The organism is Hydrogenophaga sp. OTU3427 (assembly GCF_038440225.1).
Classification (GTDB): Bacteria; Pseudomonadota; Gammaproteobacteria; order Burkholderiales; family Burkholderiaceae_C; genus Hydrogenophaga.
In genome coordinates this window covers 35,970-49,599 of sequence record NZ_JASATI010000036.1, presented here as the reverse complement: position 1 = coordinate 49,599, position 13,630 = coordinate 35,970, and the positions used below count along the sequence as shown (strand labels likewise).

The 13,630-nt window shown below is 68.1% G+C and carries 13 protein-coding genes; 2 read left to right on the top strand and 11 right to left on the bottom strand.

Annotated elements, in window-relative coordinates; all coding sequences use genetic code 11:
- The 6 genes from AAHB17_RS18320 to AAHB17_RS18295 form a co-directional block, all read right to left on the bottom strand.
- Nucleotides 1-299: hypothetical protein (locus tag AAHB17_RS18320; protein ID WP_342132194.1), on the bottom strand; the 299-nt coding region annotated here is incomplete at its 3' end.
- A 32-nt stretch (nucleotides 300-331) separates the two neighbouring features.
- The gene (locus AAHB17_RS18315) at nucleotides 332-1,477 is read right to left on the bottom strand and encodes a formate dehydrogenase subunit gamma (RefSeq protein WP_342132193.1); all 1,146 of its coding nucleotides are present in this window, start codon (nucleotides 1,475-1,477) and stop codon (nucleotides 332-334) included.
- 11 nt (nucleotides 1,478-1,488) lie between these two features.
- A complete protein-coding gene (locus AAHB17_RS18310) occupies nucleotides 1,489-1,728 on the bottom strand; it encodes a hypothetical protein (RefSeq protein ID WP_342132192.1) in 240 nt (79 codons plus the stop codon).
- Entirely contained in the window at nucleotides 1,725-2,342 is a 618-nt protein-coding gene (fdh3B, locus tag AAHB17_RS18305) for a formate dehydrogenase FDH3 subunit beta (RefSeq protein ID WP_342132191.1), read from the bottom strand. Before fdh3B ends, AAHB17_RS18310 begins: the two co-directional genes overlap by 4 nt.
- A gap of 18 nt (nucleotides 2,343-2,360) precedes the next feature.
- On the bottom strand, nucleotides 2,361-5,321 hold the full coding sequence (locus AAHB17_RS18300; RefSeq protein ID WP_342132188.1) for a formate dehydrogenase subunit alpha: 2,961 nt from the start codon (nucleotides 5,319-5,321) through the stop codon (nucleotides 2,361-2,363).
- A 25-nt stretch (nucleotides 5,322-5,346) separates the two neighbouring features.
- Nucleotides 5,347-5,565 (bottom strand): formate dehydrogenase, encoded by a 219-nt coding sequence (locus AAHB17_RS18295; protein WP_342132187.1) that lies wholly within the window; start codon nucleotides 5,563-5,565, stop codon nucleotides 5,347-5,349.
- Nucleotides 5,566-5,986: 421 nt separating this feature from the next.
- Here AAHB17_RS18295 and AAHB17_RS18290 point away from each other — a divergent pair, with 421 nt between their 5' ends.
- Both AAHB17_RS18290 and AAHB17_RS18285 read left to right on the top strand, forming a co-directional pair.
- Nucleotides 5,987-7,366 carry a sigma-54-dependent transcriptional regulator gene (locus AAHB17_RS18290; RefSeq protein ID WP_342132186.1) on the top strand — a complete coding sequence of 460 codons (1,380 nt, stop codon included), beginning with the start codon at nucleotides 5,987-5,989 and terminating at the stop codon, nucleotides 7,364-7,366.
- A 106-nt stretch (nucleotides 7,367-7,472) separates the two neighbouring features.
- Nucleotides 7,473-9,527, top strand: coding sequence for a sensor histidine kinase (locus tag AAHB17_RS18285; protein WP_342132184.1), 2,055 nt, complete (start codon nucleotides 7,473-7,475; stop codon nucleotides 9,525-9,527).
- A gap of 11 nt (nucleotides 9,528-9,538) precedes the next feature.
- On the opposite strand, the gene AAHB17_RS18280 is transcribed toward AAHB17_RS18285, so the two are convergent.
- From AAHB17_RS18280 to AAHB17_RS18260, 5 genes are read right to left on the bottom strand one after another with little or no spacing between them, the layout of a single operon-like run.
- A complete protein-coding gene (locus AAHB17_RS18280; RefSeq protein WP_342132183.1) occupies nucleotides 9,539-9,772 on the bottom strand; it encodes a DUF2789 domain-containing protein in 234 nt (77 codons plus the stop codon).
- A 15-nt stretch (nucleotides 9,773-9,787) separates the two neighbouring features.
- Nucleotides 9,788-10,405, bottom strand: coding sequence for a TorD/DmsD family molecular chaperone (locus AAHB17_RS18275; RefSeq protein ID WP_342132182.1), 618 nt, complete (start codon nucleotides 10,403-10,405; stop codon nucleotides 9,788-9,790).
- Nucleotides 10,406-10,413: 8 nt separating this feature from the next.
- On the bottom strand, nucleotides 10,414-12,531 hold the full coding sequence (locus tag AAHB17_RS18270) for a 4Fe-4S dicluster domain-containing protein (protein WP_342132181.1): 2,118 nt from the start codon (nucleotides 12,529-12,531) through the stop codon (nucleotides 10,414-10,416).
- The gene (locus tag AAHB17_RS18265; protein WP_342132179.1) at nucleotides 12,528-13,055 is read right to left on the bottom strand and encodes a DUF3306 domain-containing protein; all 528 of its coding nucleotides are present in this window, start codon (nucleotides 13,053-13,055) and stop codon (nucleotides 12,528-12,530) included. The genes AAHB17_RS18270 and AAHB17_RS18265 overlap by 4 nt, the downstream gene beginning before the upstream one ends.
- Nucleotides 13,048-13,629 carry a DUF3305 domain-containing protein gene (locus tag AAHB17_RS18260; RefSeq protein ID WP_342132178.1) on the bottom strand — a complete coding sequence of 194 codons (582 nt, stop codon included), beginning with the start codon at nucleotides 13,627-13,629 and terminating at the stop codon, nucleotides 13,048-13,050. Before AAHB17_RS18260 ends, AAHB17_RS18265 begins: the two co-directional genes overlap by 8 nt.
- Nucleotide 13,630 lies beyond the last annotated feature (1 nt).

Below are 13,630 nucleotides of genomic sequence, written 5' to 3'. Positions count from 1 at the left end.
TGGGCGGGGGGGGCGGGGCCCCCGGGGGGCGCGCCCCCGACGGGGCCGGGGTCCACACAGGCCGGGGCCTTGTCGGACGGTTTGGTGGCCTTGGCGCCCGCCGTCTTGACGTAGTGTGCCACCGCCACGTCCATGGACTTGCAGAGCTTGTAGTTGTCCACCTTGGTGGCATGGGCCGCGCGGGCCTTGGCCTCTTCGGCCTTGGCCTTGGCTTCGTCGTTCAGGGGCGCCGGTGCAGGCAGCTTGGCCAGGGCCCCCAAGGACACCGCGAGCAGGCCCAGCATCAGAATGTTTTTCATGTGTGTCTCCGTATAACGCGCTGGCCTGGCGCTCAGGCCTTGACCGGCTGGGCTGTCGCGCCGGACGCCTGGGCGCTGCGCTGCGCCGGGATCTTGCCGGCCTGAATGTCGTCGTACCAGAGTTGATGGTGTTCCTTGGCCCAGGTCTCGTCCACGTAGCCGGTCTTCATGGCCTGGTAGGCGCCGCTCATGCCCACGGTGCCCATGTAGATGTGGCCCATGAACATGGCCATCATCACCACCGCGGCGGCGGCGTGGACCATGTGGGCGATCTGCATGTTGGCGCGCAGGTAGTCGAAGCCAGGCACCAGCTTGTCCAGCACCAGACCCGAAGCCACGACGATCAGGCCGAACAGGAACACACCGCCCCAGAACAAGACCTTCTCGCCCGCGTTGAAGCGGTACGAGGGCACCTCTTCGCCGCCGAACAGGCCACCACCCTTGAGCAGCCAGGTGATGTCGTCCTTGGAAGGCAGGTTGTCGCGCACGAAGGTCAGGATGACCACCACCAGGGACACCGCGAACAGCGGCCCGGTGAAGTTGTGCAGGTTCTTCAGTGCGTAGGTCAGCCAGCCGAACAGGTGGGTGCCGATGACGGGCAACAGGAAGAACTTGCCGAAGGCCATGACGATGCCGGACACCGCCAGGCACACGAAGGCGATGGCGTTGGTCCAGTGCGCCGCCCGCTCGAAGGCGGTGAAACGCTCGATCTGGCGGCCGGTCTCGGCGCCGTGCAGCTGCAACGTGCCCTTGCGCCAGTAGAACAAGCCGATGGCCAGCGCCACGATCAGCAGCAGCGAGCCGCCATAGGGGATGAGCCAGTGGTTGCGCACCTGGCGCCAGGCTTCACCGGCATTGGTCAGGCGCGAGCCGGGGTACTGCACAAAGGGCTGGATCAGCGTGCCGTACTCCGCATAGGGAAAATTGGTCACACCGGTGCTGCCCTGCCCCACGGCGCGCCACATGGGCGCGTTGTTGCCGGGTTGCACCTTGGCGCGTTCCCCGTTGGTCTGCTGGGCGTAGTTCGGGTCGGTCGCCGCATCGGGGGCCACCTGGAAGATGTTGGCGCTCTGCACGCCTGCCACGGCCGGCGCGGCCTGCTGGGCCCAGGCACCGGCCGAGGCCAAGCCCAGGGTCAGCGCGGCCAGCCAGCCCAACCATCTGCTTGTCCGGTTCATGCGGCGCTCCTTCAGTTGGCGGTGCGGCTGTAGTCGTTCTGGCCGTACTGGCTCCGGGACTTGAGCTGCTGTTCCCAGCTGCTCTTGTCGCCGGCCTTCCAGCCCTTGTTGGCGTACTGGCTGTTGCCCACGCCCGCATACGGCGGCTGGTCACTCTTGACGCCGCCCATGCCTTGCGGCTTCTCGCCACAGGCGCCCAGGGCCAGCAACGTGGCCAAACCCATGGCCAGGGTGATGTGGCGCGCGCTCATGACTTGGCTCCGTTGGTCTGTGCGCCTGGCTTGCTGCCGTAGGCCGTGCCCCAGCCCCAGACCTCGGCGCCCTTGCCACGCTGCAGCACGCGGGTGCGGAAGATGTCGGCCACCACATCGCCGTCGCCGGCCAGCAAGGCCTTGGTCGAGCACATCTCGGCACAGGCGGGCAGCTTGCCTTCGGCCAGGCGGTTGCGACCGTATTTCTCGAACTCGCTCTGGCTGCCATGTTCCTCGGGGCCACCGGCGCAGAAGGTGCACTTGTCCATCTTGCCGCGCACACCGAAGGTGCCTTGCGACGGGAACTGCGGCGCGCCGAACGGGCAGGCGTAGGAGCAGTAGCCGCAGCCGATGCAGACGTCCTTGTCGTGCAGCACCACACCTTCGTCGGTGCGGTAGAAGCAGTTCACCGGGCAGACCGCCATGCAGGGCGCGTCGGAACAGTGCATGCAGGCCACCGAGATGGACTTCTCACCGGGCACACCGTCGTTGAGCGTGACCACGCGACGGCGGTTCACGCCCCAGGGCACCTCGTGTTCGTTCTTGCAGGCGGTGACGCAGCCGTTGCATTCGATGCAGCGCTCGGCGTCACAGATGAATTTCATTCGTGCCATGTCTGTGTCTCCTTGCGCTTACGCTTTTTCAACGTTGCAGATCGTCGTCTTGGTTTCTTGCATCATCGTCACGATGTCGTAACCGTAGGTGGTGGCGGTGTTGATGGCCTCACCACGCACCACCGGCATGGCGCCGTCGGGGTAGTAGGCCTTCATGTCCTGGCCCTGCCAGCGGCCCGAGAAGTGGAAGGGCAGGAACACGGTGTCTGGGCCCACACGTTCGGTCACCAGGGCCTGCACGTTCAGGCGTGCGCCGGTGGGCGTGCTGACCCACACGCGTTCGCCGTTGCGGATGCCCCGTGCGACGGCGGCGGCCGGGTTCAGTTCAACGAACATCTCCTGCTGCAGTTCGGCCAGCCAGGGATTGGAGCGGGTTTCCTCGCCACCGCCCTCGTACTCGACCAGGCGGCCCGAGGTCATGATGAGCGGGAATTTCTCGTAGAGCTTGTTCTCCACGTTCTTCGCCTGCAGCGACTTGTAGAGGATGGGCAGACGCCAGCGGTTCTTCTGGTCGTCGTGGCTGGGGTACTTGGCCACCAGATCGGGGCGGGTGCCATAGATGGGCTCGCGGTGCTGCGGGATGGCATCGGGGAAGTTCCACACGACGGCACGTGCCTTGGCGTTGCCAAACGGATGGCAGCCGTGGTTCTTCATGAACACCCGGATCTGGCCGCCCGAGGGATCGGTCTTCCAGTTCTTGCCTTCGGCGGCCTTCTGCTCCGCCTCGGTGAGTTCGTCCCACCAGCCGAGTTTCTTGAGCAGCACGTGGTCCAGCTCCGGGTAGCCGGTGGTGATGTCGGCGCCCTTGGAATACGAACCGTCGGCGGCCAGCAGGCTGACGCCTTCGCGCTCGACGCCGAAGTTGGCGCGGAAGTTGCCGCCGCCGTCCATCACATGCCGGGAAGTGTCGTACAGGTTGGCCGTGCCCGGGTGCTTGAGTTCGGGCGTGCCGTAGCAGGGCCAGGGCAGGCCGAAGTAGTCGCCGGTCATGTCGTAGCCGGTTTCCTTGTCGACCACGGTGCCCTTGCATTTGAGCGTCTTGACGTCGAAGGCCTGCATGTTGCGCATGTGGGCCTTGAGACGCTCCGGGCTCTGGCCGGTGTAGCCGATGGTCCAGACGCACTTGTTGATCTCGCGCAGGATGTCTTCGGGCACGGGCTCGTCCATGCCCTTGACCTTCTGCATCTTGTAGTTCTTGACCAGCTCCTTGTCGAAGCCCAGCTTCTGCGCGAACTGGTACATGATCATGTGGTCGGTGCGGCTTTCCCACAGCGGCTCGATGACCTTCTCGCGCCACTGCAGCGACCGGTTGGACGCGGTGCACGAGCCGCTGGTCTCGAACTGCGTGGCCGCCGGCAGCAGGTAGACCGCGCGCTTGGGGTTGAGGTCCTCGGGCTTGCCCGGCATGGCCGCCATGGCGGCCGTGGCCGAGGGGTAGGGATCGACCACCACCAGCAGGTCCAGCTTGTCCATGGCCCGCTTCATCTCCAGACCGCGCGTCTGGGAGTTGGGCGCGTGGCCCCAGAAGAACACGCCGCGCAGGTTGCTGTTCTGGTCGATGGCCTCGTTGTTCTCCAACACACCGTCGATCCAGCGCGAGACCGTGAGGCCCGGCTTGGTCATGTTGCCTTCGGTGTAGCGGCCCTTGATCCAGTCGAAGTCCACGCCCCAGGTGGCGGCGAAATGTTTCCACGAGCCTTCGGCCAGGCCGTAGTAGCCGGGCAGCGAGTCGGGGTTGGGGCCCACGTCGGTGGCGCCCTGCACGTTGTCGTGGCCGCGGAAGATGTTGGTGCCGCCGCCGCTCTTGCCCACGTTGCCCAGGGCCAGCTGCAGGATGCACGAGGCGCGCACCATGGCGTTGCCGATGGTGTGCTGGGTCTGTCCCATGCACCAGACGATGGTGCCCGGGTTGTTGTCGTGCAGCATCTTGGCGACCTTGAACATCTGGTCTTCCTTGACGCCGCAGGCCTCTTCCACCTTGTCGGGCGACCACTTGGCCAGCACATCGGCCTTGACCGCGTCCATGCCGTAGACACGGTCGTTGATGTACTGCTTGTCTTCCCAGCCGTTCTTGAAGATGTGGTACAGCAGGCCGAAGAGGAAGGGGATGTCGGTGCCGGAGCGGATGCGCACGTACTCGTCGGCCTTGGCCGCGGTGCGGGTGAAGCGCGGGTCGACCACGATCATCTTGCAGCCGGTTTCCTTGGCGTGCAGCATGTGCAGCATGGAGACCGGGTGCGCCTCGGCGGCGTTGGAGCCGATGTACAGCGCGACCTTGCTGTTCTGCATGTCGTTGTACGAGTTGGTCATCGCACCGTAGCCCCAGGTGTTGGCCACACCGGCCACCGTGGTGCTGTGGCAGATGCGCGCCTGGTGGTCGCAGTTGTTGCTCCCCCAGAAGCTGACGAACTTGCGCAGCAGGTAGGCCTGTTCGTTGTTGTGCTTGGAGGAACCGACGAAGTAGACCGAGTCGGCGCCGCTGGCGTCGCGCAGTTCCTTCATGCGCGCGGTGATCTCGTCCAGGGCCTGGTCCCAGCTGATGCGCTGGTACTTGCCGTTGACCAGCTTCATGGGATGGCGCAGGCGGTATTCACCGTGGCCGTGTTCGCGCAACGCGGCGCCCTTCGCGCAGTGGGCGCCCAGGTTGATGGGCGAATCGAACACCGCCTCCTGGCGCACCCAGACACCGTTTTCCACCACCGCGTCGGTGGCGCAGCCGACCGAGCAGTGGGTACAGACGGTGCGTTTCACCTCGATCTTGCCGGTGCCGTCGATGGAGCCACCGGTGGCCGCCTGGGCCTTCTTCACCAGGGACAGCTGGGTGGCGGCCAGGCCCACGCCCAGGCCCAGGCCGGAGCGGCGCAGGAAAGCGCGGCGGTCCACCGTGGGCAGGGCGTGCTGCAGGCCACGGCGCAGGCTGTGCACGAAGGCGCTCGGGTATGCGCCCGCGCCGCCGGAAGATTTTTTGGTCAGCAACATGGTCTTGTTCTCCTTGCCCGCACCGTCAGACGCGGGTGGTCTTGTAGTACTGCTTGACGTGTTCGGTCAAGCTGTAGCCGCCGCCGCGTTCGGGCTTGGGCAAGGCGGGCGCGGCCTGCGCCTCGGGCTCGGGGATGGCGGGCAACAGGGTGGCCGTTGCGGCCACGGCACCCAGCGTGCCGGCACCGGCGAACAGGGAGCGGCGGTTGAGCGAACGGGGTTGGACCGGGTCGGGTTTTCGCATGCGTGTCTCCTGGGTGAGCGCGAACCACCACGCGCGACAACACGTGTGGCTTTTGTTCATAACACCCACGACTTTAGTCCGGCCGAGCCCACTGTGCACAAGGGTTCATACCCGGTACCCGCCCGCGCGGCACACCGGCCACTGTCGCGGCGAGCCGGTCGTGTTGGCGCGTCGCCCCAAAAGCAAAACCCGGGCCAGACCATCGCGACCTTGAACCTCCACGCTGGGCAGCCACCCTTTCACCGCACGGGCCGCTGGAGGGCGCTGGGCGGTTCGCATGTTCAGCGAACCGCCGCGCCAGCTTGTCGCTGCTGCCGCGACAATTTGTCGCAACCCCGGCCAAGGAGGGCGCCCGCCAGACTGTGGGGATTTCACCAATAGCCGAGTGTTTCACACGGATACATCCGTAGAATCCAGCGCCGTGGCAACCCCTCCCAACCCCCTCGGCGTCGACAAATCACCCGAAGGCTGGCCCAACTGGTCCATCCTGATCGTGGACGACGAGCAGGGCATGCGCAACTTCCTGGTCAAGACCCTGGTGCCGCGCTGCCACTTCGTGATGAGCGCTGGCAGCGCAGAAGAAGGCGCCGACCTGCTGCGCGAACAACACTTCGACCTGATCGTGCTGGACATCTCGCTGCCTGGCAAAAACGGGGTCGCCTGGCTCAAGGAATTGCGCGAACAAGGCTTCTCGGGCGAGGTCATCCTGATCACCGCCTTTGCCGACCTGGACACCGCCATCGAGGCGCTGCGCGCTGGCGCCTCGGACTTCATCCTCAAGCCCTTCCGCGTGCCGCAAATCCTCAACGCGGTCAAACACAGCCACGAGCGCGCCCGGCTGCTGCGCGAGAATTTCGTGCTCAAGCGCGACAAGCTGGCGCCCCGCAGCGGGCCCTCGTCGCTGGTGGGCGAGTCCACCGACATGCGCCACCTGCGCGACGCCATCGACCGCCTGGCGCTCGTCAACAGCACGGTCCTGCTGCAAGGCGAATCGGGCACCGGCAAGGAGCGCGTGGCCCGCGAACTGCACGCCCGCAGCCCACGGGCCAGCGGCCCTTTTGTCCCGCTCAACTGCGCCGCCGTCTCGCCCGAGCTGATCGAGAGCGAGCTGTTCGGCCACGCCAAGGGCGCCTTCACCGGCGCCACCCGCTCGCGCGATGGCCTGTTCTATTACGCCCAGGGCGGCACGTTGTTCTTCGACGAGGTGGCCGAGCTGCCGCTGTCCATCCAGGCCACGCTGCTGCGCGCCATCGAGGACCTGCGCATCCGCCCGGTGGGCAGCCAGCAGCTGGTGCCGGTGGACGTGCGCATCGTCGCCGCCACCAACCGCCGCCTGGCCGACGAGGTGGCCGCCGGCCGCTTCCGCGCCGACCTCTACTACCGCCTGCAGGTGGTCGACCTGAGCCTGCCACCGCTGCGCGCGCACAAACACGACATCCCCACCCTGGTGGCCCACTTCATGGGCGAGCTCTGCCCACTGCTGGGCCTGGAGCCCATCGCCATCAGCGAGGACGAGCTGCGTTTCCTGCAGCAGTACGACTGGCCGGGCAATGTGCGCGAGCTGCGCAACCTGATCGAACGCTCGCTGATCCTGGGCCAGCTCAACGTCTCGGCGCTCTACCCGCAGCTGCCCAGCGCCCCCGCCGCCGACGCGCCGGTGACCGACCTGCAGACGCTGGAAAAGCGCCACATCCTGAGCGTGCTGGAGTCGGTGCAGGGCGACAAAACCAAAGCCGCGCAGCTGCTCGGCGTCTCGCGCCGCACGCTGGAGCGCCGCGTCGCCGAGTGGCAAGGCGCATGACGCCCCCCCGTCGCTTGCCCGCTTCGCGTGGCCGCATCCCCCCTCAAGGGGGCAACACCAGCCGTCCGGCAGAGCCGGCCCGGCGGCGTTCGCTCGGGGCATTCAGGTGCTGAAGTGGCAGGACTCCTGGCGCTGGCTGGCCGCGTCCATCCGCCACAAGCTGCTGGCCATGGCCCTGCTGCCGCTGGCGGTGGTGTTTCCGCTGCTGGTGCTGGCGCTGATGCTGTGGAGCAACATCGCCTACGACCGCCTGCTGATCACCAAGGTGCGGGCCGACCTGGCGGTGGCCCAGGGCTATTTCGAACAGGTGCTGGGCGAGGTCGGATCGGGCACGCTGGGCGTGGCGGCCTCGCACGCGCTGGTGCGTGCGTTGCAGCGGCATCAGCCGCCCGAGGAGCTGCTGGCGCAGGAGCGCCACCGGCTGCGGCTGGACTTCCTGAGCTTCTACCCCAGCGGCACATCCACACTGCCCCCCGCCCTGGCCGCCACGGTGCCCAGCGGGCGGCTGCGGCCGGAACAGGCCCGCCTGGTGCTGCTGCCGGCCGACACCTTGCGCACCATCGCGCCGGCCCTCGGTGAACGCCTGCGCATCCCGCTGGTGCCCACGCGCAACGCCAGCCCCACCAGGCGCACCGTGGAAGACCGCGCCATGGTCGTCCTGTCCACCCTGCCGGTGCGCGATGGCGAGGGCCACCTGCTCGGCGTGCTCAGCGGCGGCCTGCTGCTGAACCAGAACCTGGACTTCATCGACCACATCAACCGCATCGTCTACCCCGAGGGCTCGCTGCCCTTCGGCAGCCAGGGCACGGCCACGCTGTTCCTGGACGACGTGCGCATCACCACCAACGTGCGCCTGTTCCAGGACCAGCGCGCCGTCGGCACGCGGGTGTCGCAGGCGGTGCGCGACGCGGTGCTGGGCCAGGGCCAGACCTGGCTGGACCGCGCCTTCGTGGTCAACGACTGGTACGTGAGCGCCTACCAGCCCCTGCTGGACGCCGACGAGCAGCGCATCGGCATGTTGTACGTGGGCTACCTGGAACAGCCCTTCCGCTGGGTCCGCTATGGCATGGTGGCCGTGATGGGCCTGATCTTCCTGGTGGTGATGGCGGCAGCGGCCGTGTTCTCGGTGCGCTGGGCGCGCAGCATCTTCAAACCGGTGGAGCAGATGAACCAGACCATGCGCCGGGTGGAGTCGGGCGAGTCCGGCGCGCGCGTGGGCGCGGTGGCCGCGCGCGATGAACTGGGGGCGCTGGCGGGCCACCTCGACGAGCTGCTGGACACCATAGACGACAAGACCCGCGCCCTGCAGGACTGGGCCGATGAACTGGACCACAAGGTGGCCGAGCGCACCCGCGAACTGGCGGCCAGCAACGCCTCGCTGCGCCAGGCGCAGCAGCAGTTGGTCAAGAGCGAGAAACTCGCGGCCATCGGCCAGCTCACCGCCAGCATCGCGCACGAGATCAACAACCCGATCGCGGTGATGCAGGGCAACCTGGACCTGATGCGCGAAACACTGGGGCCACATGCCGAGCCGGTGCGCGCCGAAATCCAGCTGCTGGACGAACAGGTGGAGCGCATGCGCCTCATCGTCACCCAGCTGCTGCAATACGCCCGGCCCACCGAATACGCCGGCTACGTGGATGCGCTGGACCCGCAGCGCACCATCGAGGCCTGCCTGGTGCTGGTGGCGCACCTGCTGCACCAGCGCCGCATCACGGTGTCGCGCGCCTTCGGCGCCACCCAGCGCGTGGGCTTCAATCCGCAGGAGCTGCAGCAGGTGGTGATCAACCTCATGATCAACGCCATCCAGGCCATGCCCGAGGGCGGCGAACTGCAACTGGGCACCAGCGACTGGCTGGACGAACGCGGCCAGCCGCAAGGCGCCGTGATCACCGTGCTGGACAGCGGCCCGGGCCTGAGCGAGGCCGTGCGCGAACGCCTGTTCAGCCCCTTCTTCACCACCAAGAACGACGGCAACGGCCTGGGACTGTGGATCAGCCTGGGCCTGGTGGAACGGTATGGTGGCAAGCTCGAAGCCGGCAACCGCACGGATGCCCGGGGCGCCGAATTCCGCATCCGCCTGCTGACCGAACCCGTGGCGCCGGCCGCCGCGCAGGCCCCCACCCACGACGGGCGCCCAGGCAGCCTACCGCCGCCGTGATCAACGGCCCCTCAGGCGCGCAGCGCGCCGTTGAGCTGGTCGATCACCTCGGCCCAGTCGGCATCGACCAGGATCTGCTCGCGCAGCAGCGTGGCCTGCGCCGGCGTCCAGAACGTCGCATCGGCCAGCAGCACACCATCGGGCAAGGGTGAGTGGCGGGCGAGGAAGGCGGCGATGCCGGGCGGATCGCACGCCAGGCCCAACTGGGCAAACAGGTCGCTGAAGCGGTGGTGAAAATCGTCCATTGTGTCCTCCGTGGCTCAAGCCATCATGTCGAAACCCTGGGTCTCCACGCTCATGAAGGCCCGCGTGAACACCGCCAGCGCGGCATAAAAACGCGCCTGGGGGTGGGTTTCGAGCGTGTCGCACAAGGCCATCACCCAGGGCTGCAGGTGGGCCGCAAAAAACGCCTGCTGGCGAGTCAGATTGGACACCGCCACATCGTCGCCCGCAATCAGGAAACGCATGACCTCGCAGAGGTAGGCGATGTGGTCCTCGGTCTCGGGCATGGCTTCGTCGCGCGTCAGGCCCAGCGCGGCCAGATCGCCGCGCAGTGCGGCCAGGGGCTTCTCGTTCAGGAAGCCGCTCAGGTGGTGCGAGCCGAACAGTTGCACCTCGGGCTTGCCCAGGCCACCGAACAGGGCCTCGTACTCGTCGGTGATGGCCTGTGCCGGCAGCTCGCGCGCCCGGGCCACGAGCTGGCGCCAGCTCTCCTCCAGAAAGGCGCCGCTGGCCGGGGCCTCGGTCACGGCCACCTTGAGCTGGGCCAGCAGCTCGGCCGAGGGCGGCGCGTAAAAGAGCGCGGCCAGCAGGCCATAGACCTCGGCGCGGGCGGTTTCCTCGTCCAGTGCGCTGCTCTGGGGAATGGGGTCGTTCATGGCGAGACTCACAGGTCGGTGATCCGGGATTCGTTGGTGGCCGTGTGCAGGTCGATCACGCGGCAGTCGCCACACATCTTGAGGCGCTCCAGCGCCGCGCCCTGGAACATGCTGTGGCCGGCCAGGCGGCCCAGCATGGCCTCCACGCCCTTGAGCGTGCCGAAGGGCTTGCCGCAGCGGATGCAGCCGTAGGGTTGGGCCTCGTTGAGCACACGCGGGGCCTTGCGGGCCTCGGTGGGCAGCAGGCGCGCCTGCAGCTGCAGCGCGCCTTCGGGACAGGTCTTCACACACAGGCCACACTGCACGCAGTTCTTCTCGGTGAAGCGCAGCTGCGGGCGGTCGGGGTTGTCCAACAGGGCGCTGGCCGGGCAGGCGCTGACACAGCTCAGGCACAAGGTGCACTTGTCGGCGTCCACCAGCACCTGGCCCAGCGGCGCACCGGCGGCGGGCAGGGCAATGGGCACTTCGCTGCGTTGCGGCGCGTGCGCCATCAGGTGGTCCAGCGCCAACTCCAGGGTGGCGCGTTTGTCGGCCTGCACCGCGAACGCGGCGGGCGCGGGCACGGTGGCCGCGGGGGCGGCGCGCAGCTCGGCGTCGAGCGTGGCCAGGTCGCGCGCGTCGCGGGCGTGCAGCAGTCGGAAGTGTTCACCGCTGTAGCCCAGGCCGTTGAGCAGGGTGTTGCCGAGGGCCATCTGCTCGCCCAGGGCACGCAGGTAATCGGGCGCTTCTTCGCCGGTGGCCAGCACCCACACCTGGCTGGCGCCCCAGGACTTGGCGGCCAGCCAGACCTCCAGGCCCAGGCTGGCGGTGTGCCAGCCGGACAGCGGCAGCACGCGCGCGGGCACGCCGTTGACGGTCTTGTCCAACGCGGCGGCACGGCCCAGGTCGTTGACCAGGGCGGCTCCGGCTTCCTGGCTGTGGATGAGCACCGCCGCGTTCTTGCCACCGGCCTTGGCGTAGGCCGTCACCAGGGTGCGCAGGCGGCGGCCCTGGTCGGGCGCCGACGGGTAGTGGTAGCTCAGCGCGCCCGTGGGGCAGACGGTGGTGCAGGCACCACAGCCCACACACAGGTAGGGGTTGACCTCGATCTGGTTGCGTTGGGTGTCGCTGTCCAGCCGCGATTCGATGGCCGACGCCGAGCAGATGTCGACACAGGCGTTGCAACCCAACTGCTCGTTGCGGCCGTGGGCGCAGAGCTTGGCCTTGTACTGGAAGAACTTGGGCTTGTCGAACTCGCCCACCAGCTCGCGCAGCTTGAGCAGCGCCGCCAGCTGGGCGCCCAGGTCGGTCTGGGCGGGCAGATGGAAATAGCCCTGGGGGGGCGCGTGCTGGGTGAAGGCCGGCGCCTCGCGCAGGTCCAGCACCAGATCGAAACGCTCACTGTGCTCCGTGGCGTCGCGCCCAAAGTGGATGGCGCCGGGGGCCTCGCACACCTTCACGCAGTCGCGGTGCGACTTGCAGGCATTGAGATCGATCTGGTAGTCCAGGCCAATCGCGCCTTCGGGGCAGGCGGCCACACAGGCGTTGCAGCGGGTGCAGAGGTCCAGATCGATGGGGTTGTCGGTGGCCCAGGACACATCGAAGGCGCCCAGCCAGCCCGTCACCCGTTGCAACCGCCCGGCGACGACCGGGTAGCGGCGCTCCTGCATACCGGCACCGCCGGTGGCGAACAGGCTCACCTGCAAGGTGCCGGTCAACTGGGCGGCCAGGCTTTCCGCGCGCTCCAGCGGGCCGATCACCAGCACCCGGCCCGCGCTTTTGTACGTGGCGGTGGGGACCGGCTCGGGTTCGGGCAGGCGGGCGGCGGCCAGCAGCGCGGCCATCTTGGCCGTGGCCTGCCGGGATTCGCGGCCCCAGCCGCCGGTCTCGCGGATGTTGACGAAGTGGATGGGGCGAACGTCCAGCGAGGGGCTGCCCTCGGTCTGTTCGGCCAGCTCGGCGAACAGGCGGCTTTCCTGGGTGCAGGCGATGACCAGGTCGTCGCCACTGCGGGCTGCCTGCTGGAAGGCCGGGGCCTCGCGCCGGCACAGGGTGCTGTGTTCGGTCAGTGTCTCGCCCAGGGCACGGCCCAGGGCGGGCACGTCCAGCGGCATGGTTCGGTTGCAGTTGCAGATCAGCGTGGTCATGCGGTGGGCTCTGGGGGTGACGGGCGCGCGGGCGCAACCTCGGTCGGCGGGATCGGCGCGGCGGGGAGCGCTTCTGGGGATGCTTCTGTGGACGGTTCAACAGGCGCCTCTTCGGGCGCATCGAACACCTTCATGAACTGGGCGCTCGTGAGCTTGCGGGCCAGCTCCAGCGGCAGCGGATCGGGCTTGGAATAGTCATCGATGTAGATGTCCAGACCGTCCATCACATTGAAATGGGGGTCGCTGAACAGGGTCTTCATGGCGGCGTTGCGCACCTGCGGGTCGACCGCGCGGGCCACGAAAGGCTTGAAGTCAGAGGCCGGGGTCAGCCGGGCCGCGTCTTCCAGCGTGGGCAGGGCCGGCTCGGGCGCGGCCACCGGTTGAGGCGGCGCGGGTGTGGCGACCACCACAGGCGCGGCGGCAGGCAGCGCCGCGGCCACCGGCGGCTCCGGCAGGGGCTCGCCATGTTTGGCCAGCACCTTGCGGCGCGACCAGCGGCCCAGAAAGCCCTGATCTTCAGCCATGCCCACCCCCACCACCGCGCTGTTTGGTGGTGCTGATGCTGGCCGGGTTGCCAAAGCGGTCGGTCAGCGGTCGGAAGCTCTCGGGGCGCTTGCGGCGTTTGGCCTCAGGTTGGTAGTGCTCGGCAACAAACGCGCGCAGCCATTCCACCATGGCCGCGGGCGCGGGCACCTGGTCGACGCGCTCCTGCGCATCCAGCCAGCGCCCGGCGTCGGTGTAGCTCAAGGTGACGATCTGCGGCGCCGGCAGAGCCTCTGGGGCGCCGCTTTCGTCGGGGCGCCACATCACCCAGACGGCCGGGCGTTCGGTGGAGAGGTTGAGGAACAGGCCTTCGGCGTCGTCGCGGAACAACTCCAGCGGCAGCCCGGGAAACACCCAGTGCTGCGCGCCCTCGGCGGACTGCGCCTGGGTGTCCTCGATGCGCTGGGCCTCGGTCACGTCGTCGGGCAGGCCCAGTTCGGCCTGTGCCACCACGTCGGCCAGCACCCAGCGCCAGGGCAGCCAGCGGGCCTGGGGGCCGGACACCGCTTCGCGCCGCATGACCACGGCCACGGTGAGGCGCGGGCGATCGGTCATG

Coding starts and splice junctions, on each gene's coding strand:
- AAHB17_RS18315 (WP_342132193.1), bottom strand. CDS start 1,477: ATGAACCGGACAAGCAGATGGTTGGGCTGGCTGGCCGCGCTGACCCTG.
- AAHB17_RS18310 (WP_342132192.1), bottom strand. CDS start 1,728: ATGAGCGCGCGCCACATCACCCTGGCCATGGGTTTGGCCACGTTGCTG.
- fdh3B (WP_342132191.1), bottom strand. CDS start 2,342: ATGGCACGAATGAAATTCATCTGTGACGCCGAGCGCTGCATCGAATGC.
- AAHB17_RS18300 (WP_342132188.1), bottom strand. CDS start 5,321: ATGTTGCTGACCAAAAAATCTTCCGGCGGCGCGGGCGCATACCCGAGC.
- AAHB17_RS18295 (WP_342132187.1), bottom strand. CDS start 5,565: ATGCGAAAACCCGACCCGGTCCAACCCCGTTCGCTCAACCGCCGCTCC.
- AAHB17_RS18280 (WP_342132183.1), bottom strand. CDS start 9,772: ATGGACGATTTTCACCACCGCTTCAGCGACCTGTTTGCCCAGTTGGGC.
- AAHB17_RS18275 (WP_342132182.1), bottom strand. CDS start 10,405: ATGAACGACCCCATTCCCCAGAGCAGCGCACTGGACGAGGAAACCGCC.
- AAHB17_RS18270 (WP_342132181.1), bottom strand. CDS start 12,531: ATGACCACGCTGATCTGCAACTGCAACCGAACCATGCCGCTGGACGTG.
- AAHB17_RS18265 (WP_342132179.1), bottom strand. CDS start 13,055: ATGGCTGAAGATCAGGGCTTTCTGGGCCGCTGGTCGCGCCGCAAGGTG.
- AAHB17_RS18260 (WP_342132178.1), bottom strand. CDS start 13,629: ATGACCGATCGCCCGCGCCTCACCGTGGCCGTGGTCATGCGGCGCGAA.